This window comes from Archangium lipolyticum (genome assembly GCF_024623785.1).
Classification (GTDB): domain Bacteria; phylum Myxococcota; class Myxococcia; order Myxococcales; family Myxococcaceae; genus Archangium; species Archangium lipolyticum.
Genome location: NZ_JANKBZ010000001.1, coordinates 873,956 through 895,995 on the forward strand (window position 1 = coordinate 873,956; position 22,040 = coordinate 895,995).

The 22,040-nt window shown below is 69.3% G+C and carries 22 protein-coding genes; 16 read left to right on the top strand and 6 right to left on the bottom strand.

Annotated elements, in window-relative coordinates; all coding sequences use genetic code 11:
* Positions 1-4 precede the first annotated feature (4 nt).
* The 5 genes from NR810_RS03220 to NR810_RS03240 all read left to right on the top strand — a co-directional run bounded on the left by NR810_RS03220 (position 5) and on the right by NR810_RS03240 (position 5,914).
* Positions 5-1,012 carry a serine/threonine-protein kinase gene (locus NR810_RS03220; RefSeq protein ID WP_257447528.1) on the top strand — a complete coding sequence of 336 codons (1,008 nt, stop codon included), beginning with the start codon at positions 5-7 and terminating at the stop codon, positions 1,010-1,012.
* Positions 1,013-1,078: 66 nt separating this feature from the next.
* The gene (locus NR810_RS03225; RefSeq protein WP_257447531.1) at positions 1,079-2,419 is read left to right on the top strand and encodes a sigma 54-dependent Fis family transcriptional regulator; all 1,341 of its coding nucleotides are present in this window, start codon (positions 1,079-1,081) and stop codon (positions 2,417-2,419) included.
* 43 nt (positions 2,420-2,462) lie between these two features.
* Positions 2,463-3,941: a serine/threonine-protein kinase gene (locus NR810_RS03230; RefSeq protein ID WP_257447535.1), complete on the top strand. Its 1,479-nt coding sequence runs from the start codon at positions 2,463-2,465 to the stop codon at positions 3,939-3,941.
* A gap of 7 nt (positions 3,942-3,948) precedes the next feature.
* Entirely contained in the window at positions 3,949-4,821 is an 873-nt protein-coding gene (locus NR810_RS03235) for a PEGA domain-containing protein (RefSeq protein WP_257447538.1), read from the top strand.
* Between the two features lies 1 nt (position 4,822).
* Positions 4,823-5,914 (top strand): hypothetical protein, encoded by a 1,092-nt coding sequence (locus tag NR810_RS03240; RefSeq protein WP_257447541.1) that lies wholly within the window; start codon positions 4,823-4,825, stop codon positions 5,912-5,914.
* Positions 5,915-5,917: 3 nt separating this feature from the next.
* Here the strand turns inward: NR810_RS03240 and NR810_RS03245 are convergent, their stop codons facing one another.
* Entirely contained in the window at positions 5,918-6,904 is a 987-nt protein-coding gene (locus tag NR810_RS03245) for a hypothetical protein (protein ID WP_257447544.1), read from the bottom strand.
* Positions 6,905-7,162: 258 nt separating this feature from the next.
* On the opposite strand from NR810_RS03245, the gene dctP reads away from it, so the two are divergent.
* On the top strand, positions 7,163-8,164 hold the full coding sequence (dctP, locus tag NR810_RS03250; RefSeq protein WP_257447547.1) for a TRAP transporter substrate-binding protein DctP: 1,002 nt from the start codon (positions 7,163-7,165) through the stop codon (positions 8,162-8,164).
* Between the two features lie 155 nt (positions 8,165-8,319).
* Complete coding sequence (locus tag NR810_RS03255) at positions 8,320-9,099, top strand: hypothetical protein (protein WP_257447550.1); 780 nt, start codon at positions 8,320-8,322, stop codon at positions 9,097-9,099.
* A gap of 25 nt (positions 9,100-9,124) precedes the next feature.
* Here NR810_RS03255 and NR810_RS03260 read toward each other — a convergent pair whose 3' ends face one another.
* On the bottom strand, positions 9,125-10,072 hold the full coding sequence (locus NR810_RS03260) for a LysR family transcriptional regulator (protein WP_257447553.1): 948 nt from the start codon (positions 10,070-10,072) through the stop codon (positions 9,125-9,127).
* A gap of 59 nt (positions 10,073-10,131) precedes the next feature.
* Here NR810_RS03260 and NR810_RS03265 point away from each other — a divergent pair, with 59 nt between their 5' ends.
* Positions 10,132-10,608, top strand: coding sequence for a DoxX family protein (locus NR810_RS03265; protein ID WP_257447555.1), 477 nt, complete (start codon positions 10,132-10,134; stop codon positions 10,606-10,608).
* A 93-nt stretch (positions 10,609-10,701) separates the two neighbouring features.
* Here NR810_RS03265 and NR810_RS03270 read toward each other — a convergent pair whose 3' ends face one another.
* Positions 10,702-12,270 (bottom strand): CocE/NonD family hydrolase, encoded by a 1,569-nt coding sequence (locus tag NR810_RS03270; RefSeq protein WP_257447558.1) that lies wholly within the window; start codon positions 12,268-12,270, stop codon positions 10,702-10,704.
* Between the two features lie 191 nt (positions 12,271-12,461).
* Here NR810_RS03270 and NR810_RS03275 point away from each other — a divergent pair, with 191 nt between their 5' ends.
* From NR810_RS03275 to NR810_RS03285, 3 genes are all read left to right on the top strand, one after another.
* Positions 12,462-13,385, top strand: coding sequence for a LysR family transcriptional regulator (locus NR810_RS03275; protein WP_257447562.1), 924 nt, complete (start codon positions 12,462-12,464; stop codon positions 13,383-13,385).
* 183 nt (positions 13,386-13,568) lie between these two features.
* Complete coding sequence (locus NR810_RS03280; protein ID WP_257447565.1) at positions 13,569-14,255, top strand: ubiquinone biosynthesis protein COQ4; 687 nt, start codon at positions 13,569-13,571, stop codon at positions 14,253-14,255.
* A 6-nt stretch (positions 14,256-14,261) separates the two neighbouring features.
* Positions 14,262-14,807: a MarR family winged helix-turn-helix transcriptional regulator gene (locus tag NR810_RS03285; RefSeq protein WP_257447568.1), complete on the top strand. Its 546-nt coding sequence runs from the start codon at positions 14,262-14,264 to the stop codon at positions 14,805-14,807.
* A 60-nt stretch (positions 14,808-14,867) separates the two neighbouring features.
* On the opposite strand, the gene NR810_RS03290 is transcribed toward NR810_RS03285, so the two are convergent.
* The 3 genes from NR810_RS03290 to NR810_RS03300 all read right to left on the bottom strand — a co-directional run bounded on the left by NR810_RS03290 (position 14,868) and on the right by NR810_RS03300 (position 18,362).
* Positions 14,868-16,628 carry a glycoside hydrolase family 88 protein gene (locus NR810_RS03290; protein WP_257447570.1) on the bottom strand — a complete coding sequence of 587 codons (1,761 nt, stop codon included), beginning with the start codon at positions 16,626-16,628 and terminating at the stop codon, positions 14,868-14,870.
* A 95-nt stretch (positions 16,629-16,723) separates the two neighbouring features.
* Positions 16,724-17,614 (bottom strand): LysR substrate-binding domain-containing protein, encoded by an 891-nt coding sequence (locus tag NR810_RS03295; RefSeq protein WP_257447573.1) that lies wholly within the window; start codon positions 17,612-17,614, stop codon positions 16,724-16,726.
* 88 nt (positions 17,615-17,702) lie between these two features.
* The gene (locus NR810_RS03300; protein ID WP_257447576.1) at positions 17,703-18,362 is read right to left on the bottom strand and encodes a hydrolase; all 660 of its coding nucleotides are present in this window, start codon (positions 18,360-18,362) and stop codon (positions 17,703-17,705) included.
* A 293-nt stretch (positions 18,363-18,655) separates the two neighbouring features.
* Here NR810_RS03300 and NR810_RS03305 point away from each other — a divergent pair, with 293 nt between their 5' ends.
* From NR810_RS03305 to NR810_RS03325, 5 genes are all read left to right on the top strand, one after another.
* Complete coding sequence (locus NR810_RS03305) at positions 18,656-19,264, top strand: hypothetical protein (protein WP_257447578.1); 609 nt, start codon at positions 18,656-18,658, stop codon at positions 19,262-19,264.
* Positions 19,261-20,085 carry an alpha/beta hydrolase gene (locus NR810_RS03310; protein ID WP_257447579.1) on the top strand — a complete coding sequence of 275 codons (825 nt, stop codon included), beginning with the start codon at positions 19,261-19,263 and terminating at the stop codon, positions 20,083-20,085. The genes NR810_RS03305 and NR810_RS03310 overlap by 4 nt, the downstream gene beginning before the upstream one ends.
* Before the next feature lie 176 nt (positions 20,086-20,261).
* Positions 20,262-20,996 carry a beta-ketoacyl synthase chain length factor gene (locus NR810_RS03315; RefSeq protein ID WP_257447582.1) on the top strand — a complete coding sequence of 245 codons (735 nt, stop codon included), beginning with the start codon at positions 20,262-20,264 and terminating at the stop codon, positions 20,994-20,996.
* Complete coding sequence (locus tag NR810_RS03320; RefSeq protein WP_257447584.1) at positions 20,989-21,768, top strand: lysophospholipid acyltransferase family protein; 780 nt, start codon at positions 20,989-20,991, stop codon at positions 21,766-21,768. The genes NR810_RS03315 and NR810_RS03320 overlap by 8 nt, the downstream gene beginning before the upstream one ends.
* On the top strand, positions 21,755-22,015 hold the full coding sequence (locus NR810_RS03325; protein WP_257447586.1) for a phosphopantetheine-binding protein: 261 nt from the start codon (positions 21,755-21,757) through the stop codon (positions 22,013-22,015). The genes NR810_RS03320 and NR810_RS03325 overlap by 14 nt, the downstream gene beginning before the upstream one ends.
* The last annotated feature ends 25 nt before the right edge of the window (positions 22,016-22,040 follow it).

Consider the following 22,040-nt stretch of genomic DNA (forward strand, 5'->3'; position numbering starts at 1 on the left):
CACCATGACGCAGGAAGGACAGGCAGGCGCGGTGGGCCGCTACCGGCTGGTGTCCCGTCTGGCTCGCGGAGGGATGGCGGAGGTGTTCCTCGGCATCCTTCCCGGGCCCGAGGGCTTCGAGAAGCCGGTGGTCGTCAAGCGCCTGCTGCCGGAGCTGGCCGGACAGGAGTCCTACCGGCAGATGTTCGCCCAGGAGGCGCGGCTGATGGCCACCTTCGGCCATGCGCACGTCGTCTCGGTGCTGGACTTCGGGCTGGAGGCGGGCGCGCCCTACCTGGTGCTGGAGTACGTGGAGGGCGTGGACCTGGCCCGGGCGCTCGCCGCGCGAGGACCCCTGGCGCCCGCGCTCGTACGGCACCTGGGCCTGTGCCTGCTGCGCGCGCTCGAGCACGTGCATGGCCTGCGCGACACCCGGGGCGAGTGGCTGGGGCTCGTCCACCGGGACGTGAGCCCCGCGAACGTGCTGCTGGGGCACACCGGTGACGTGAAGCTGGCGGACTTCGGCATCGCCAAGGGGCTGCGCACACCTTCGCGCACCGCGCCCGGCAGCACGCGTGGCACGTTGCGCTACATGTCTCCCGAACAGGTGCGTGGCGGCCCCCTGGACGCGAGGGCCGATCTCTTCTCGCTCGGGGTGCTCCTCTACGAGGCGGTGGTGGGCCGCGGCCCCTTCGCCGCGGCCACGGACGCGCAGCTGCTGCTCGCCGTGCGGGACGCGCGCCTGGAGCCCGCCGAGCACCTGCTACAACGGGCCGGGCCGGCCCTGGCCGGCGTCCTCCAGCGCGCCCTGCGCCCCCACCCCTCCGAGCGCTTCGCCTCCGCGGGAGACATGGCGCGCGCCCTGCTGGACGTGGACACCGGCTCCGGGGCGGAGCAGCCCTGGCACGTGGCCGCGCTGGTGGCGGAGACGCTCGCCGCAGGGCATCCCCCGGGGGCCTCCGGGCCCGGGAAGAGGGTCGCGAGCCCGTTCTCCGCCGCCCTGCTCGAAGGCCGGGGGGACGAGGAGACGTGAAGCCGGCGGCGCCCGTGCTTCCTCGCCCCGTGCCCTCCCGGACGGAAGGTGCTATGCACGGCGGGCATGTCAGGGCGTACCGAGCTCATCCCCGCGCAGACACCGGCCAGCGGGCTCTCCGTCCAGAGGGTGAACCTCGAGGTGTCGGCCGGTCCGGACGCGGGCACCACGGTGAGCAGCTCCGCCGAGAAGCTCACCCTCGGCACGGCCCCGGGCAATGATCTGGTGCTCACCGACCCCACCGTGTCGCGCTTCCATGCCGAGCTGGTGCGCGAGCGCGGCGGCTACCGGGTGAAGGACCTGGGCAGCACCAACGGCACGCGGGTGGACCACGTGCGCGTGCTGGATGCCTATGTGGCGGACGGCTCCACGTTGACCTTCGGCGGCACCACGGTGCGCTTCTCCCTGGTGGCCACGCGGGACGTATTGCCCCTGTACCCCGAGCCCCGCTTCGGCAAGCTGGTGGGCGAGAGCGCGGTGATGCGGGCGCTGTTCGCCCAGCTGGCGCGCCTGGCCGCCACGGACGCCACGGTGCTCGTCGAGGGCGAGAGCGGCACCGGCAAGGAGCTGGTGGCCGAGGCGCTCCACCAGGCCAGCCCGCGGGCCTCGGGCCCCTTCGTGGTGGTGGACTGCGGCTCCATCCCCGCCGAGCTGGTGGAGAGCGAGCTCTTTGGCCACGAAAAGGGCGCCTTCACCGGCGCCACCCACGAGCGCCGGGGCGCCTTCGAGGCCGCCAGCGGGGGCACCCTCTTCCTGGACGAGCTGGGCGAGCTGCCCCTGGCGGTGCAGCCCAAGCTGCTGCGCGCGCTGGAGCGCCGGCAGGTCAAGCGCGTGGGCGCGGATGGGTACCGGAGCGTGGACGTACGCTTCGTGGCCGCCACGCACCGCGACCTGCGCGAGGCCGTCAACCGCGGGCAGTTCCGCGAGGACCTGTACTTCCGGCTCGCCGTGGGCATGGTGCGCGTGCCACCGCTGCGCGCGCACCTGGAGGATCTGCCGCACCTGCTGGAGCACCTGTGGACGGAGACGTTCCGCTCGCTCGGCATGCCGCCCCGGCCCTTCACCGCCCCCAGCCCCGAGACGCTGCACCAGCTCTCCACCCTGCCCTGGCGCGGCAACGTGCGCGAGCTGCGCAACTTCGTCGAGCGCAGCGTGGCCCTCTCCGGCGCGCTGGATGCCTCGTTCCTCCAGGCGGCCAGTGCCCCGGCGGCGCCGGCCGGGGCCCCCACCGTGCGCGTGGAGCTGCCCTACAAGGAGGCCAAGGAGGCATGGCTCGCCCACTTCGAGGAGACGTACCTGCGCCAGCGCCTAGCGGCCTCGGGCGGCAACGTGAGTCAGATGGCGCGCGAGGCCGAGGTGGACCGGGCCCACGTCATCAAGCTGCTACGCAAGCACGCGGTGCGCTGACGACCATGACCTCCCCTCCCCCCGTGCCATGAAACCAGCCCCCATGCCGCGCTGCCCGACGTGCCAGAGCGAGTACGCGGAGGACGTCTCGTACTGTCCCCGTGACGGCGCGGCGCTGCTGCCCGCGGTGCTGGAGGGGCGCTACCGGTTGCTGTCCCCGCTCGGCGCGGGAGGCATGGGCGTGGTGTACCTCGCCGAGCACCTGGGCCTGCGCAAGAGCGTAGCGGTGAAGCTGCTGCGCGGTGAGCTGTCGAGAGATCCCACCTTCACCCGCCGCTTCGAGCAGGAGGCCATCGCCGCCAGCCAGATCGGCCACGAGCACATCGTCAACGTGACGGACCTGGGCCGCACCCCCGCCGGTGAGCTCTTCTACGTCATGGAGTTGCTGGAGGGAGAGAGCCTCGGAGCGCTGCTGCTGCGCGAGCACTTCCTCCCGCTGTGGCGCGCCGTGCCGATCCTGACGCAGGTGTGCCGGGCGCTCGAAGCGGCGCACGCGCGCGGCATCGTCCACCGGGACGTGAAGCCGCAGAACGTGATGCTCCTGCAACGCCAGGGGCAGGCGGACTTCGTCAAGGTGGTGGACTTCGGCATCTCCAAGGTAATGCAAGGGCAGCCGGGCAGCGGGCTCACCGAGGCGGGCGCCATCCTCGGCACCGCCAACTACATGGCCCCGGAGCAGGCGGCGGGTGGGACGGTGGATGCCCGGGCGGATGTGTACTCGATGGGTGTGCTCACCTACGAGGTCTGCACCGGCTCGCTCCCCTTCCGCGGGGACAACACCTTCGCCACCATGTTGCAGCACCTGGAGGCCACCGCCGAGCCCCCCAGCCGGCGCCGCCCGGACCTCGGCCTGCCGCCGGAGCTGGACGCGCTGGTGCTGAGCGCGCTCGCCAAGGACCCGGCCGCTCGCCCCACCCTGGAGACGTTCCGCGCCGGACTGGAGGCCCTCGTCCCGGGCCGCGTGCCCCTCCAGCTCACGCCAGCCATGGCCACCAGCCGCGTGCCCGTGCTCCCGCCCGCCGCTCCGCCCGCTCCGCCTGGCGTGGCCGAGCCTCTCGAGCCCACCGTGGTGTCCACCCGGAGCCTGGAGCCAGTCCACCGCAACAGGCGCGGCGGGCTCCTCGTGGGAGGCGTGGGCGCGCTGCTGCTCCTCGGCGGCGTGGGGCTGTGGGCGGGCACCTCGCGCGGCCCGGCCGTGGAGCCCCCGAAGGAGTCCGCTCCCCCGCCGGCCCCGGCCCGTCCACGCCTGTCCATCGCCTCGCGGCCCGAGGGTGCCACGGTGACGCTGGGCGAGCGGGTGCTCGGAGTCACTCCCCTGGAGATGGAGCGCCCGGACGGAGACTCCGGCCCCCTGCGCCTCACGTTGGAAGGCCATGTCCCCGAGGTGCTCGAGCGCCTGCCCGAGGGAGAGCGGCTGGAAGTCACGCTGAAGAAGCCACCGCCGCCGCGCCCGCGGCCCGACAAGCCCCGGACTGACAAGGCCCAGGGCAAGGTCCAGGACCTCAAGCCCAACCCCTTCTGAGCCGACGATGACCACCCGCCACCGCCGCATGTCCTTCCCAGCGCTCCTCATCGCGCTGCTGCTCGCCCTGGGAGGTACGGGGGCGAGCGCCGCCGAGCCCGCGGCCGCCCGCGCCGCCGCTCGCAAGCACTTCGAGCGCGGAACCACCCTCTACCAGGAGGGCCGCTACGCCGAGGCCGCCGCCGCCTTCGAGGCCGCCTACCAGACGCTCGCCAAGGGCGTGGTGCTCTACAACCTGGGCCAGTGCTACGAGAAGCTCGGGGATCTCCAGCGGGCCATCGGCTACTACCGCGACTACCTGCGCATGGAGCCCAACGCGGAGGATCGGCCGCTCGTCGAGTCACTCATCGCCCGGCTGGAGAAGCGCTACGAAGAGGAGCGCCGTCCCCAGGTGACCGTCTCCAGCGAGCCCGCGGGGGCGCGAGTCCAGGTGGATGGCGAGGCGCGCGGGGTGACGCCCTGGAGCGACAAGCTGGTGGTGGGCCCGCACCGGCTCGAGGTGACACACGAGGGCTACCAGCCGCTGCGGCGCGACGTGGAGCTGCGGTCGGGCGAGCCTCTCGAGCTCCAGTTGATGCTCACGCCCCTCCCGGGGAGCGGCGTGGCGCTCAGGAACGGCCAGGAGCAACCGCGGCGGCGCATCTGGACGTGGGTGGCCGCGGGCGCGGCGGGGGCGGCGGCGGCGGGGGCGGTGACGCTCGGGATGCTGGCGCGCTCCGACTCGCGGGAGCTGCTGGCCCGGCCGCACGAGCGCGCCGAGGCGCAGCGGCTGCACGACTCGGCCCTGGGCCGGGCGCGGGCCTCCAACATCCTCACCGGTACCGCGGGCGTGGCCCTGCTGGCGGGCACGGCCCTGTTCTTCGTCGAGGGGAGCTTCTGACGTGCGCGCATGGCTGGTGGTGATGATGATGGCCCTGACGGGCTGTAGCGTGCAGGTGACGGGCGCGCCGTGCCAGGACGACCTGCAGTGCCCGGGTGCCCAGCGCTGCACCCCCGAGGGGCACTGCGTGGAGGGGGCCCGCTCCGGAGAGCACCTGATCGAGTCCTGCCGCACGGCGATGGAGACGCTCGCCCGGCGCGCGGACCAATGCCACGGTGGGAAGACACCGGAGAGCTACCCGCGACTGGCGGACGCGGAGTCGGTGTGCGCCTCGGTGGTGGCGAGCGTCCAGGCGGGTCGGCAGGCCTTCGTCCCGGAACGGTTCGGCGCCTGCGTCCGCCAGCTGCGCGACCTGCCCTGCGGCGCGATGACGCTCGACGACTTCAGCCAGGGCAACCTGCTGGCGCGCTGCGAGGCGCTGGAGCCCCAGGCGGCGGAAGGCAACCCGTGTGGCAGCAACCTGGATTGCCAGGGCGGCTGGTGCGACACGAGCGCCGGCTGCACGGGCGTGTGCAAGCGCTACGTGCCCGCGGGGAGCGGGTGTGACGGCAGCGTCCCGTGCCAGCCCGGCTCCACCTGCTCGCTCAACGTGTGCCGCGCGCATGCGAACCTGGGCGAGTCCTGCGCCTGGGGAGTCCGCTGCGCGCCGGAGGCCAACGCCGCGTGCGTGGACAACCGGTGCGTCGCGCGCAAGGCGTCCGGCGCGTGCAAGAGCGCCGACGAGTGCGAGCCCGGCCAGGCCTGCGTGAAGCTCGACGTGGCCGCGGGCCCGGACTCACCGCGCGAGTGCCGCCCGGCCCGGGGCCTGGACGAGCCCTGCACTCCCGGGGCCTCCGAGTGTGGCGGCCTGCTCTACTGCGAGGCCGCCACGGCGCGCTGCCGTCCCTGGAGGGAGCTCGGACAGACCTGTTACGACCCGGATGGCACGAAGGAGGTGGCCATGTGCCTCGGGAGCCGGTGCGCCTTCGGGGCCTTCTTGCAGCTCGTCTGCCAGCAGTACGTCGCCCCCGGAGGGGCCTGCTCGGCGGACGGGGACTGCGGCCCCACCGGGGTCTGCCACAACAAGGTCTGCGTCACCACCTGGTGCCGGTGAGCCTCAGCGCGTGGAGTAGGACGCGCCGATGAAGGCGCAGTCCCTGGACTCGACGCCCCACTTCACCTGCGAGGGCGCGCTGCCATCGAGGAAGGTGGAGCGGAAGTCCGTGTCCCAGCACTCGTTCTGCGTGACGGGGCTGGCGAGATCGCCCCCGGTGGCGCGCACGTCCGCGCGCCCGGCGCCCGTGGACAGCCAGCGGCTCTTGATGCTCCAGCGCTCCAGGGCCACCCTGGACAGATCGAACCAGTGGATGTTGGAGTCGGCGGCGAACTCGAAGGAGCCCTCGCCCCCGGGTACCTGGCTGTAGCGGTAGGCGGCCGTGTCGGGCACGGTGGCGTCGTTGACGAACTCCTTCAGCTCCACGTCCACGGTGACGGCGGCCGTGGGGTTGGGGCGGGCGTAGTGGAAGCTGACGCGGCCCTTCTTGCTGTCCTGGAACGGGAGGCGGGCGGCCTTGTCGTAGTCGATGTCGAAGCGGCCCTCGCCGTAGCCCTTGATGGCCTTGCCGTCATCATCCACCGCCACCGTGTGCGAACCGGTGATGATGGCGGCGTACTCGCTGTCGGCGGAGCCCTTGGGCTTGGCCTCCAGGGTGTACTTGAAGGCATTGGGGGCGGTGCGCACGGCCGTCAGCTTCCAGGTGGTGCGCTCCCAGTCGTTGTTGTGCGGACCCCACACGGCGGTGGTGCCGTCGTCGGAGGCCGGCTCGAAGCCCGCCACGAAGTTGAGCGAGCCGAGCGTCCACAGGGTGACGCCGTTGACGAAGAGCACCGTGCCGCCGGTCACCAGCCAGGTGCCGGACAGGCCGCCCCGGGACTGCGCCCTCACGGTGGCGACACCGTCGTCGATGCGCTGCGAGGTCTTCGAGGGCACATCCAGCTTGGCCATCTCCTGGGAGGGCATGCCGTCCTTGAAGGACACCGTTTCGATCTGGGGGCCGCACGCGGCGAGGGAGAGGGAAGCCAGCGCGCCGAACATCTTCTTCATGGGAGTTTCCTCGTGTTTGGGGGTCTCGCGCTCCCCATGAGCAAGGGGCGGACCAACGCCAAACCCGCGAAACGACGAGGCGGCGGTGCGGGGGTTGTAGGCTCGAAACAACAGGGGGCGCCGGGCCTGTAGGCCGCGGCCAACACCCTTGGATTTGGCAATCGCTTCACCACCCTGTGTTGATCCCTTCGGTTGGCGGATGCGGTATCCCATCGGTGGCCGCCCCGCGGCCCTTCGTTGGATGGGAGGATCTTCAAGATGATGTTGCGCAGAGTGGCAATAAAGCTCCTGGGTGCTCTAACGCTCCTCTCCGGAGTGGGCTTCGCAGGCGAGGCGGACGCAGCGGAGGTCATCAAGATTGGAACGCTGGCCCCGAAGTCGAGCCCCTGGGGCCAGGTCTTCTCGGTATGGGAGAAGGCCGTGAAAGAGAAGAGCGGAGGCAGGGTCGAGCTTCAGTTCTTCTACAACGGTCAGCAGGGGGACGAGGGGGCGATGGTCGGCAAGATGAAGGCCGGCCAGCTCGACGGGGCGGCGGTGACGGCCGTTGGCCTCGGCAAGATTCACAAGCCCATCCTTGCGCTCCAGATGCCCGGCCTGTTCACGACCTGGGCGAAGCTCGACGACGCACGCAACAAGATGAAGCCCGAGTTCGAGAAGGGCCTCAATAACGCCGGCTTCAGCCTCATCGGTTGGGGCGACGTCGGCGCGGTCCACCTCATGTCGAAGGGCTTCGCGGTCCGCGCTCCCAACGATATCAAGGGCAAGAAGCCCTATATGTGGCGCGAAGACGCCCTCCAGCCGACCCTGTTCGGGGTGATCGGCGGTGTCACGCCGGTGCCGCTGAACGTGCCCGAGGTACTCCCGAACCTCAACACGGGTGCGATCAACATCGTGAACGCCCCCGCGCTCGCGGCCGAGCAGCTCCAGTGGGCATCAAAGCTCGACCATATCGTCGACGACACGAGCGCCATGGCCATTGGTGCGATCGTCATCTCGTCGAAGCGCCTCGACGCGCTCCCGGCGGATCTCCGCGCGATCGTCATCGAAACGGGGAAGATCGCCGCGAGCGCGCTCACGCAGAGAATTCGCGGCGAGGATGCCGCCGCCTACGGGCGTATGAAGACGCGCATGACCGTGATTACCCTCACGGCCGATGAGAGGGCGAAGTGGGACAGCGTGTTCAAGCAGACGCGCCAGCGCCTCGCGCAGGGCACGTTCTCGCCGGAGCTCGTCGCGAAGCTCGAAGGCCTCGCGAAGTAGGCGAGCGCCCATCATCACCGGGCAGGCGTGTGCCCCAAGGGTGTGAGTAGGCCCCCACCTGACACACCAGGTACCTCCTGGAAGTCGGGCCCAGTCCATGCGAACAAGAGCATCTGGCCTCCAGCAGCAGGCGGAGAGGCCCGTGAGGAGCACGCATGGACGAAGAGAAGAAGTCCGAAGCGCTCGGAGAGGAACCGGAGCGGTTGGGGCCGTACCTGCTCCAGGAGCAGGTGCAGCAATCCCATGACAACCAGGTGGAGCTCTACCTGGCCACGCACGAGACGAGCGGGGCCACGGCCCTGGTGCGCAAGCACACCGCCGAGGAGAGCGCCGCACCGCGGAAGGACTGGCGGGTGCTCTTCGGCTCCTGGGCCTCACGGGGCTACTCCGCCATGGAAGTGGAGCACACCGACTGGGCCAGGGCCCAGGACAGGCAGTCGGCGGAGTCGCTGCTGTTCACGTTGGAGGGTGTGCTCGAGGAAGTGCGGCGCATGGCTCGCGCCGTCGCCGACACCCACGAGCCGCGCCTCCGATGGAGCCCAAAGTTGGGCATGGCGAGCGCCGCCATGGTGTGCGCCCTACTCTTCGCGCTGGTGCATGTGGCCTCGATGTCCCAACCCCCGACCACCCCGCCAGAGCCCATGAGCCAGGAGGAGCCCACGGCAGCCGAAGTGCCAACTCCCTCCATCGATAGGTTGCTCGCGGACACCACCCCCGATGAGCCATTCGTGCTCGCCCGGCCACTGCCGAAGGAGCCCTACAAGGGACAGAAGCGTCCACCCTGTACGCGCTACACTGAGGTCGAGCTGGTGGGCGCGTGCTGGATGCCTCACAAGCTGAAGGCCCCGTGCCCGGATTCCCTCCACGAGTACCAGGGGGAGTGCTACGTGCCCTCGTTCAGCGCCAAGCCGCCGCCCTCGTCGCTCGGGCAGTGAGTGGCGTCGGCGCTCTCCTGCCTCCTCAAGGCCGCGTATCGGACTGCCCCAGGATGCGTTGGAAGTAGCGGGCAATGAAGTCGGCGAAGGCTCGCACCTTGGGAGGCGTGAGCCGCCGGTGGGGATAGACGAGGTAGATGTGGCGGTCGGTCACCGGATGCTCTGTGAGCAGTGACACCAGGGCACCCGAGCGCAGCTCCTCCAGCACCAGGTAGCGCGGCAGGTTGGCGATGCCGCGACCCAGGAGGGCCGCCTGTCTCAGGACGAGATTGTTGTTGGCAACGAAACGTCCCTGGACCTTCACGCTCCGGGTGCCCTCCGGTCCCTGGAACTGCCACTCCCGCACCACCCGGCCGGGCTTGAAGAGGAGGCATTCGTGCTGGGCCAGGTCCTCTGGCGCGCGAGGCCTGCCGGCACGTTGGAGGTAGAAGGGACTCGCGCACAGGACGCGCTCCTCGGCCGCCAGGCGCCGGACCACCAACCCACTGTCCTTCAAGGTGCCGGCGATTCGCACCGCGGCATCGAAGCCCTCCTCCACGAGGTCCACCACCCGATCGCTCGCCTCGAGCTCCACCTGCACCTCGGGGAAGAAATCCTGGAACGCCGCCGCCGCGGCTCCGACGTGGACCTCGCCGAGCACCGTGGGCGCCGAGATGCGCAGGGTTCCCTTCGGGCGCTCATCCAGGGCCGCCATCGCGAGCCTGGCGTCTTCCAGTTCCCCGAGCACCCGCTGGCAGTGCTCGTAGAAGATGCTGCCCGCCTCCGTGAGGCTCAGATGATGGGTCGTCCTCTGGAGCAACCGGCTCCCGAGCCGCTCCTCCAACTGGGCCACCTGCTTGCTCACCGCGGAGGGCGTCAGCCCCAACCGTCTCGCCGCCGCCGAAAAGCCCTTGTCGTCGACGGCTCGCACGAACACCACCAGGGGCATCAGCCCCTCGAGAAGCACCGGGCTCTGCTTTTTCCGTTCAGGCACAAGCGTTTTTCCTCGGGCCCACGTTCGCAACCGCCGGGACGAAGCGCAAGTAGAGCGTCATGCGAACTTCATCCCCGTCCGATGTCCCCTCGCTCTTCTTCCGCGGCATCACCCACGAGATGGCGGGTTACTTCCTGCTGCGTCTCGCCCTCGGCCTGAACATCCTCGTCCATGGCCTGGTCCGGATAGGCAACCCCACGGCCTTCGCCGACACCCTCGTGCAGCTCTTCGCCAATACCTGGCTCCCCTCCCCCCTGGTGCGCCTCTTCGCGCTGCTGCTGCCCTTCATCGAGACGCTCCTCGGCGCGCTGATCACCCTCGGGCTGCTGACGCGCACCGCGCTGTTCGCGGGTGGCCTCGTCATGGTGTCACTCATCTTCGGCACCGCCCTGCGGAGCGACTGGGAGACGCTCGGGCTGCAGATGATCTACGCGACCCTCTATTCCCTGCTCCTGGCCACCGCCAGCTTCAATGGCCTCTCTCTCGATGCGTGGCGGCTCAAGGCCCGGAGCCACCCGGCGCCAGCGCCGGGGTAGGCTCCTCCCGCGAGTTGGCTCGGATGGGACGAGTCGTGATGCCACGCCGAGGACCTCCCCGGCGTGGCGTTCTCATTTCCAGCGTGCCTCGTTTCACTTCAACGGCAGAGACACATAGGACGGGCTGCTCGTCGACGAGGAGAGCTTCACCGTGGAGAAGCTCGGCGCCTTGTCCGCGTAGAGCGGATCGACGGTATCGATGACGAGCGAGAGGCGATGGCCGCTTGGAATGTCATAGACGGTCGCCGGGAAGTCCACGTCCACGGCATAGGGGTGGCCGGCGACGGCATCTCGGAGCGTGACCGCGACGTGCGTGACGAGGCTCCCCGTCCCTCCCCAGTCCGTGTCATAGAGGTACGCGATGACCGTCGTCTGCCCGGAGTTGCCCGGAGTGACGTTCAGGCGCAGGTGCGCGGCCCCGCGCACGCGTTGCGGACTCGTCAGCCAGTCCGACTGCCAGACGGCCGCGTTGGACCGGTCCACCGCCGGAATCCACGCCGTGGGGGGTTCACCCGTGATGGCCTCCACGCCGTTCGTCAGCAGAGCCAGGCCTCCGTTGGCGATGGTGTCGCCCGCGATGATCGTCGCGCTCCAGCCCGCCTGCGAGCCCGCCGCGAGGTCACCCTCGTGGCTCCACCAGTGCACATCGCTCAGGTTGTAGCGCGCGGTGCCCGTCGAGACAGCGCTCCATGACGGGTACGACTCATAAGAGCCCTGGCCCCGGAGCTGGAGCTGAACCGGGTTCTCCGAGGCGATGCCCGTGTTCATTCCACGCAGGTACTGGTCGAACCAGCGCCGCGTGCTCGTCCAGGCGTCATTGGGCAGGCCGAGGATGCCGGTCAGCTCGGCGATGGCGTGGTCACCCGGGCGGAGCTCCAGCCGCTTCGGACCCGACAGCCGGGTGAAGAAGTCGGTGAGCTGATTCGGCCCGAAGAAGCTGTCGCCGTACGCGTTGGCCATGAGGATGGCGGGACGGTTCGCGTTGATACGATCCAGGTACGTCGCGGCGCTGCGCACCTGGGCGTAGGCGATGACGTCGGGCACGTTCTGGTTGGCGAAGAAGTCCGAGAGGGCTTGCCGCAGTTCCGCCGAAGGCCGCCCGGTCAGTTCCGCCGAGAGCCACAACAGCCCGGCGCTCTGCAGATGGCGCGTCTGGTTGGCGAACAACGAGTACGGCAGATCCGTCCAGCCGCTCAACGCGGCCACGGCGCGGATGCGCGAATCGAAGGCCGAGCCAATCAGCGCCATCCCCGCGCCATAGGAGATGCCCGCCGCACCGATGCGCGTCGGCTCCGCGGGCGTGTTGACGAGCGTCCAGTTGATGACTTCGGTCAGGTCACCGATGTCCTTGGGCCCCGCGGTGTCGATGCCGCCCCCCGACGCGTAGAAGCCTCGCGGGGTGTACGACACCACCACGTACCCGGCATCGGCGAACTTCTGCGCCTGCACGAAGTACTCCAGGTTGGGCAGCGCCCAGCTGGTGATGAAGATGATGGCCGGGTATCGCCCCGGCGCATCCGGCGTATAGACGGCGCTCTTGAGAGTCACTCCATCACGCGTGGCGATGTCGACGATACGCAGAGACGAGGACGCGGACGCGGGAGTGGCGACAATGCACAGCGATAGAACCGCGGATACGGCGATTGCACGCAGCCAGGACATGCACTCCTCCAGCAGGGGGGGCGGACACCAAGGTCCAATCCATGGTGAGCCTAGAGGTGTTGGCTCTACCTCGCCCCCTCCCAAAGGAGGGGTGTCGCAGTCCGGCGGTCAGGGGTCATGCAGGTATGGGCAGCTGAATCACTTCAAAGATGATCTTCAACGCGAACCGGGCGGCCTTTAAGGTCCCCTCCATGGAGACGCTCGTCACCCTGGAATCGTTCATCCGCAGCGCCCAATCCTCCAGCTTTTCCTCCGCCGCTCGCACGCTGGGGCTGACGCCCGCGGCCGTCAGTCAGAACGTCGCCCGGCTGGAGACGAACCTGGGCGTGCGCCTGTTCCAGCGCAGCACGCGAGGGCTGACCCTGACGGAGTCGGGGGAGCGCCTGCTGCGCGAGGCCAGCAGCGGGCTGGATGTGCTCCAGACGGCCGTCGCCAACGTGGCGATGACGGCGGGACAGCCCGCGGGGACGCTGAAGGTGAGCATGTCTCCCGTCTTCGGACAGAACTTCGTGGTGCCCCTGCTGGGGGACTTCCTCACGCGCTATCCCGGTGTCGTCCCGGACTGGCACTTCGACAACCGGCCGGTGGACATCATCAAAGAGGGCTTCGACGCGGCGATTGGTGGCGGCTTCGATCTGCCCACGGGGCTGGCCGCGCGGGAGCTGGCCCGGGCGCACATCATCGCGGTGGCCGCGCCCTCCTATGTGGCGAAGATCAAGCCGCCCCGGAAGCCCGCGGACCTCAAGGACTTCGACGGCATCCTGATGCGCTCACCGCAGACCGGACGCATCCGCTCCTGGCCGTTGCGCAACCGCGCGGGCGAGCAGGTCGGCGTCGAGATGCGCCCGCGCATGCTCCTCAATGACCCGGAGGCGTGCACCCACTGCGCGGTGATGGGGCTGGGCATCACCTTCACCGCGATGCAGAACGCGCTGCCGCACCTGCAGGCGGGACGGCTGGTGCGGCTGCTGCCGGACTGGCACGCCGACATCGGGCCGATTTCGCTCTACTACGCGGGGCACAAGCAGCTGCCGGCGAAGACGCGCGTGTTCGTGGACTTCATCGTCGACTCGTTCAAACGCCAGGGCCTGGCCCGGCTGCTCTCCGCGTGCTGAGACGGAGACCGCGCTCGTAGCATCACCCGCCCCGCCGGTCTCCAGCCGTTCGTCCCTCCGGTACGCACCGAGGGATACACCTTGATCAGATGTTTACTTCGTATACCATTTGCCTCGTAAACGAACGAAACGAGATTGTCCGCGCTGAGTCCCCGTCAACTCCCAACCCCGTGAGCCGGTCCCATGAGCGATTCCCAGACCCTCTTCCTCCCCGACAACGCCTCCCTGTTCACCCGCCTGCGCGTGGCGAGCCAGTGTCTGAAGGAGCTCAGGAACGACGCAACGAATCCCACCTACGGCCAGACGTTCAACCTGAGCCTGAACGTCAACGTCTACGCCTCGCTCGCCCAGCAGCTCCAGCGCAGCGAGGAGGGGCGCCGCATGCTGTCCAAACGCCCTTCCCTGACGGCCAGGGAACTGGATCTGGCCGCGTTCGAGCGCATGCCCGAGGGAACGCTCGGCCATGAGTTCGCGCGCTACTACCGCGACAACAAGATCTCTCCCTTCGAGACGACGCTCGAGCTCAAGAACGACATCGACTTCCTCTCCAAGCGCTACCGCGAGACACATGACCTGTTGCACGTGCTGACGGGCTACGGCACGGACGTGGTGGGCGAGATGGAGCTACAGGCGTACGTTCTGGGCAACCTGGGGCTCCGTACCACGGCGCTCGTCCTGCTGAATGGCACGATCGGACAACTCAAGGCTCCGCAGTCCGGCGTCGGGCGGTCCGAGTACCTGCGGCGGTTGTGGGCCGCGTTCCGCCGGGGCAGCGCGTCCCCGCGGTTCCTCGACTTCTGGTTCGAGGAGCACTGGGAGACCCCCGTGGCCACGCTGCGCGCGCGGCTGTGCGCCCCCGCCCAGGCGTAGGCAACGATGACCCGGAGCGTCCCCCCCATCGAGCACGCGGAGCGCGCGCTGCAGCTGATGTCCCGGCTCCACCGCTGGGCCGCCACGAGCGTGCAGGCGAGCCAGCTCCGCGGGGAGTTGAGTCTGCGCCAGCTCACCATGCTCTACGCCATCCGTCAGGGAATCTTCTCTCCCAGGCTCCTGGCGCGGCGGCTGCTGGTCACGCCGGCCGTCATCACCGGACTGCTCGACCGCCTGGAGCGGCAGGGCTACGTGCGACGCGAGGCCGACCCCGACGACCGGCGGCGGCTCCGCATGGTGTTGACGGAGGCCGGATTGGCGGTGAGCCAGCAGGTCCAGCAAGCGCTGACCGGTGACCTGGCCGCCCAGCTCGCGAGCGCCTCCCCGGCGGAGCTGAAGGAGCTGGGCCGCGCGCTGGACCTCGTGGAGCGTGCGCTCGGCGCGCTGGAGCAACGCACGCCCCCGCCCTCCGAGGAGGGGCTGGAGGACGAGGAGGTGCGCCCCGCCCGGCGAAGACGCGCGCCGCCCGCGAACAGCGGCCAGAAGAAGTGAAAGGGACGGGCCGGGCACCTCTCCTGCCGCGTGAGGTGCCCGGAAATGGAGTGCTCCGGCCTACTGGTTGGCTGTCTCGGCCCGCACGGTGTGGTTCTGGACCCGGAACTCGTCATTGAAGTGACCGCTCTTGAGAGACACCTTGCCGAGGTCATCGGTGGGGGGTGCATCGGAGCGGAAGGCGAAGCGGTCGGCCAGGAGCACCTCGCTGCCGCCCGGAGGCCTCACCCAGACGCTGTACGTCTTGGCGTTCAGGTCCGTGCGCATGCGCACGTGGTACGTGGTGTTGACCTGGTAGGGCACGCTGGCGAGCGCGGCATACGCTCCGCCCCGGCGCACGTCGAAGAAGCCGCTCGGGTTCATGCGGATGCTCATGGCCAGGCTGGAGTAGGCGGTGACGTTGGTCGACGTGTCCGCGTAACCCACCACGCCATCAATGGGGTTGCTGAGCGGCGTCACGTCGAACTCGACGATCCGTACCCCGGTGTTGCCGGTACCCAGGCCTCGCACGCTCTCGGGGAAGCCGAGCGTCGAGAACCATCCGGCCTGGCTCCACAGCTTGAAGCGGCTCACCGCCTCGACGAAGTAGTAGTCCGAGTAGATGAGACTCTTGTCGATGTCCTCTCCCGTGGGCTTGATCGCCGTTTTGTAGAAGGCCACGCCGTGCAGGAGGATGCCGGGGCCGCCACCGGTGGCAGGAGCCAGGTAGGCCGGGGAGCTGAGGCTGTCGAGCGTCGCCAGGGCCGCGTTCCGGTACCGCTGGGCCACGACCGGGTCGCTGACGTACCTGCTCAACTCCTGGAGCGCCGAGGCGACGATGGCGGCGGCCGAGGAGTCCTTCTGCTGCTGGTCCGCGGGCGCGTTGAAGTCCCAGTTGGGGACGGAGTCCGCCGGCAGCCGGGCCAGGTAGTAGTCGGTGACCTTCTGCGCGGCCTGCAGCATGCGCGGGTCACGCGTATACCGGTAGGCCATGGTGAAGCCGTAGATGGCCCAGGCCTGGCCTCGGGCCCAGGTGGAGCTGTTGGAGTACCCCTGGAACGTGCCCCGGGAGAGGATGGCGCCCGAGGTGCTGTAATCCACCACGTGGAAGGTGCCGCCGTCGGCGCGGACCATGTCCGACGCGGTCTTCAGGGCATGACGGAGCGCCATGTCGTTCCAGGCGGCATTGCCTCCATTCCGGGCCCCCCAGAAGAGCAGCTCCAGGTTCATCATCGTGTCCGTGACCATGGGAACGTGCCAGGTCCCGTCATTCCAATCGCAGCAATCGATGACGCCCACGGTGGGGTTGAAACGTCTGGCGAGCGAGCCAGCGGCCGTCAACATCACCTGCCGGTAGTAGTCATCCCCCGTCAGCCGGTACGCCTGGCCGAAGCTGGTCATGAACTTGAAGCCCAGATCATGGGTGATTTGACGGAGGTCGGTGTTGCTCTTCTGGAGCTCCAGGTTGCGTGTCCAGGCGTCCGCCTTGGTGCGCCAGAAGGGATCCCTCCCCTGCTCGTACATGAGCCAGAGCTGGCCCGGGAAGAAGCCCTGGACCCAGTCGATGTTGGCGGTGTTGGGTACGAGCCTCCAGGGGCCGTTGGTCGTGGCCTTGGGGTACTGGGTCGTTGGTATCTGAGGGTCCGAGGACGTGGCGCGTAGCTTCTGCTGGGCGACCTGGAGGACCCGATCCGCGGCCGCGTTATCGAAGGCGCTGGCCGGCGCCGCGGCGAGCAGGCAAAGACACCCCACCAGCAGCCCGAGGAAGGATTTCCCCCGGTTCATCCTTGTCATGTTGACTGAGAACGCACTCTTTCTGTCGAAGATCCACTTCCTGTCCATGTCCTTCTCCTGATGAGTCCACACAGGGACGCGGAGATGGAGTGTGTTCCTCGGATTTGTGATACATTTTGCCGCCCGGACATGGCCACGGGGCCTCACGCGACTCCGTCCGCCATGTCGATGAAGGCCTTGAACGCGGGCGACGCCTGCTTGCGGTTGGGGAAGTAGAGGAAGAAGCCGGGCACCCAGGCCGCGTACTTCTCCAGGACGATTCGCAAGGTGCCGTGCTGGAGCTGGGAGAGGACACCCGGCTCGGGCTCGTACGCCAGCCCCATGCCGGCCTCCGCCATGGCCACCCGCGCCCGGCAGTCGTTGCACCTCAGCACCGGTACCACAGGCAGCCGCCACGAGCGTTTCCCCGACTCCAGGTTCCAGCGGGACATCGCTCCCGTCGATTCCTCGCGCATGCCCAGGCAGGCGTGCAGCAGGAGATCTTCCGGAGTCCTGGGCTCGCCGCGCCGGGCCAGGTACGCGGGCGCTCCCACCACCAGGAAGCGGAAGCGCTCTCCCAGGCGCACCCGCACCATGTCCTGCGGAATGGCATCCATCCGCACGCCCCCGTCGAAGCCCTCCCGCACGATGTCCACGCGCCGGTTGTCCACCTGGATGTCCAGCGACACCTTCGGGTACGCCGCCAGGAAGCGGGACACGACTGGCGCCAGGGCCTGCTCCATCGCCAGCGCGGGCACCGCCAGCCGCACCGTGCCCGCCACCTCACCGCCCTGCCCTTCCAGTGCGCGCAAGCCGTCGAGTGCCTGCTCCAGGGCCGTCCCGCTCCGCTCCAGCAGCCGCTGCCCCGCCTCGGTGGGGGTGACACTGCGGGTGGTGCGGTACAGCAACGTCACGCCCAGCCGCGACTCCAGGTTGCGGACCGACTGGCTCACCGCCGCCACCGAGACTCCCAGTTCCCGGGCCGCCGCCGAGAAGCCTCGCCGCCGCGCCACCATGACGAAGGAATGCAGCCCGTTCAGCGGAGTGAAGGACATGGTCCGGTTCTCGCGTTCACACCTGTGAGAAGGTGTTGCCGTACCGCATGGGGGCCGCCGCACGGGGCGGCCCCCGGGATGCAGCGCCTCAGCTCTTGGGAACCGGCGTGTTGAGCAGCTGCTGCTCCCACACGAAGCTGGTGCCGACGTTGCCCATGTGCTCCACCAGCAGCTTCGCCAGCCCCGGCACCGTCGCCTCTCGCGCCCAGTCCCGCTGCAGCTCCGAGGCGAACACCGTCCAGGTGATGGGCACCGCTCCGGCCTGCACCATTCGCTGGATGGCCACCTCGTGCGCCTCCAGCGACACTCCTCCCGAGGCGTCCGTCACGATGTACACCTCGTACCCCTCTCCCAGCGCCTGGATGGCCGGCATCGCCAGGCAGATCTCCGTCCACAACGCCGCCATGACAATCTTCTTGCGGCCCGTCTTCTTCACCCAGTCGGTGACGCGCGTGTCCTCCCAGGTGTTGATGAAGGTGCGGTTGATGGGCTTCTGCTCCGGGAAGACGTCCTGAAGCTGCTTGAGCAGCAGCCCACCTCTCTCCTCGAGCACCGTGGTCAGCAGCGTCGGCACGTTGAACAGCTTCGCTCCACGGGCCAGGCCCACCACGTTGTTGATGATGGTCTGGGTGTCGTGGCTGCGCAGGCCGGCGAACTGGAAGGGCTGATGGTCGATGAGGATCAGCGCGCAGTTGTCGGGCGAGAGCAGGGCGTCGATACCGGCCTTCGGGTTGCGGGGGGCGTTCATGAGGACTCTCCAGGGACAGCGGGGGTTGGTCATCGCGGAGGCCGCGGCCCGCGCCAACGGGCGGACCTGCGGCTCTGCGTCTGGCTTCAGCACCGCACCGGGTTGCTGATGGAGAGAACAATGCCGGCGGGCCGCTCACCGCAGTAGCGGGCAGTCTGCTGAATCACTTTAAAGATGATCTTCAAAGCGGACCTGGTGGCCTTCAAGGTCCCCGTTCATCCGTCTTCCTGAATCCGCCCTGCGTTGACTATACTCGCGCCGCGATGCGGACCTCGCTGTGGGTGGTGTGTTGCATGGCTGTGGTGGCGCTCGGATGTGGGCACACCAGTCCGGTGCGGCCCACGCCGAAGGGTCAGCTCCAGCTCCAGGCGGACATGGGGGGGCCCATCGCCTCCTGGGGCGTTCCCTTTCCGGCGCCCCACCTGACGGCCGGCGCGAGCTACGGCGTGGCGGACCGCCTCGACGTGCACGCCCACGCCCACCTGACCCCGCTGTTGGTGGGGCTCGCCGGGCTCGACGTGGGCTCCACCTACCTGCTGTTCGAGCAGAGCGGTGCCCTCCCCGCGCTCTCGGGGACCGCACGGCTGCTCGGGTTCACCGACTTCAGGGAGAGCGCCGCCTATTTCGAGGCCACCGCCACCGCCAGCTACCTCGTCGGCGAGCGGCTGCTGCCCTATGCCTCGGTGACCGGCTTCGCGCAGTTCGCCGGAGGGCCGATCCTCGTCTCGCCCGCGGCGGGCGCCCAGCTGTGGTTCGGAGAGCTCGGGCTGCAGGCCGAGGCGCGCTGGTTCTCGCCGGACCATCCGACCGAACGAGCGGTCATCCCCTGGGTGGGCGTGGCAGGACAGGGCGCGCTGGGCCTGGTCCTCGGCATCCGTTGGCGACCGGGAGAGGTGCGATGAGTCCGAGACCGTGGGTCCTCTGGCTGGTCCTGGCGCTGGCCGCCGGCTGCAAGATGGACCCGTTCCTCTACGTTCCACCGCGGGTGACCGCCTACGCCTTCGAGCTGGGGTCGGACGAGCCGGCCGAGGTGGTATCGGCGGAGCGGGTCGAGGAGGTCCGCATCCAGGTGAACGAGGAGATCTCCCTGGGGGCGGTCTACGTCCGGGCGGAGGTGCAACCCTCCCGCGGCGCCATCCTGTTCTTCCACGGCGCAGGCAGCCACCTCGGCCTGCAGTTCTGGCGCATCAAGCGCCTGTCCAACCTCGGCTATGACGTGCTCGGGTTCGACTATCGCGGGTTCGGGACCTCGACCGACCTGCCTCCCTCCGAGGAGGGGATTGGCGAGGACTCGCTCGCGGCCCTCCGGTGGCTGCAGGAGCGCAGCGGGCCGGGGGCCCACCTCATCTACTACGGGCACTCCTTCGGGACGGCCGCCGCCACCCAGCGGGCCGAGGGCCACCCACCGGAGGTGCTCATCCTCGAGGCGCCCATGACGTCGGTGGAGGGCCTCAAGCGCGATTCGACCCGGATGGACTTCCCCATCTCCTTCATCGCCAAGGACACCTGGAACACCGTCGGGCGCATCCGGTCCATCCACGTGCCGCTGTTCATCGCGCACGGGACGGCGGACCAGCTCATCCGGTTCGAGTTCAGCCAGGAGATCTTCGCGAACGCGAACGAGCCCAAGGAGCTCCTCCTCGTCGAAGGGGGCCAGCACGGGGACGTGCTTCCCGTCGCCCAGGAGCACTACCGCGCCTTCCTCGAGCGCCACCTGCACTGACAGCGCGAGCCGAGGCCCCCAACCCACACTCTCAGTGTGTGCTATTGCACGACAGGGAGCGGGTGTCCATCGCACTCACTCCTTTTGGGGACATTTGTCAGGTGTTGGATGGTTTGGTAGGAACCCCCTCACGTCCGGAGGCAGTGGCGGGGCGGGCGGACCCGTAACCCTTATTCATGACTGTTGAATTTGCCATCGACCGGTGGGCGGCCTGGGCTCCCGGGCTCACCGACACGACTGCCTGGCAGTCCTGGTTCGCGCAGCCGCACCCACTCCCGACGGAGGGCACTCCGGCCCTGACCGAGGTGCCGGCGATGATGCGCCGTCGCGTGGATCGCCTCGGACGCATCGCGCTGCAGGCGGCGTACGGGTGCCAGGCGGACGCAGCGGAGACCCCGGTGGTCTTCGCCTCCCGCTACGGGGACCTGGCGCGCTCGGTGGAGCTGCTGACGCAGCTGGCGAAGTCGGAGCCGCTCTCGCCCGCCTCCTTCAGCCTCTCGGTGCACAACGCGATTGGCGCCCTCTACTCCATCATCCGGGGCCACACCGGCGCCTACAGCGCCGTGGCGTCCGGACCGGAGACGGTGGAGGCGGCCGTCGTCGAGGCCTGCGGCCTGCTGGCCGACGGGGCCGAGAGCGTCCTGGTCGTCGCCTACGACGAGCCGGTCCCCTCGCCCTGGCGGCACTTCGCGGAGTCCGCGGACTTCCCGCGCGCGTTTGCCTGCCGCCTGCTGGCCGCCAAGGGGGCGTCCAGGTTCACGCTCTCCTGCCTGGTGGGGCCGGACGGCGGTCAGCCCCCGACGGACGCGCTTCCGCCGGACCTGAGCGTGCTCCGCTTCCTCGTCTCGGGAGCGGAGCGGTTCGATCATCCGGTGGGTCATCGACACTGGCGGTGGCAACGCCATGCTTGAGAAGCTCGAGCGCGGCTGGCGTGTCGTCGCCACGGCCATCTCCTTCGCGACGTTCGGCCTGGGGGGGCTGCTGCTGTGGCTCGTCTACTTCCCGCTGCTGCAGCTCTTCGTGCGGGACCGGGCGCGGCTCACGCGGCTGGCGCGGCTGGCGGTGCACCACAGCTTCAGGTTCTTCATCGAGTGGATGCGCTGCCTCGGGGTGCTGAGCTATCGCATCGAGGGCGTGGAGAAGCTGGCCCGGCGGGGACTGCTCATCGTGGCCAACCACCCCACGCTGATTGACGTCGTGTTCCTGGTGGCGCTGGTGCCGAACGCGGACTGCGTGGTGAAGGCGAGCCTGGCCAGGAACCCGTTCACCCGCGGCCCCATCCGCGCCACCGGCTATCTCTGCAACGACTCGGGTCCCGGCCTGGTGCGCGACTGCATCGCCTCGGTGAAGGCCGGCAACAACCTCATCATCTTCCCGGAGGGGACCCGCACCCGCCTCAACCGCCCCATGCAGTTGCAGCGCGGGGCCGCCAACATCGCGGTCCGGGGCCCGTGCGACATCACCCCGGTCACCATCCGCTGCGAGCCGCTCGGCCTCAACAAGGAGGCGGCCTGGTGGCAGGTGCCCCCCCGCCCCATGGCCTTCACCATCCGGGTCGGTGACGACCTGCCCGTGGCACCGCTGCTCGCCGAGGAGGTCAGCGAGTCGCTCGCGGCCCGGCAGCTCACGGCCCGGCTGCAAGCGGACTTCTTGCAGGAGCAAACACGCCATGCAGACGCTTGAACACGAAATCAAGGAACTCATCATCGAGGCGCTCAACCTCGAGGACATCACTCCGGCGGACATCAACGCCGCCGACCCGCTCTTCGGAGAGGGGCTCGGGCTGGACTCCATCGACGCGCTGGAGCTCGGCCTGGCGATGCAGAAGCAGTACGGCCTGAAGCTCTCCGCCGACTCGGCCGAGAACCGGCGCCACTTCGCCAGCGTGCGTGCGCTCGCGGAGTTCGTCAGCGCCCACCGCAACGTCTGACTCCATAACCATTCACGGAGGTGCC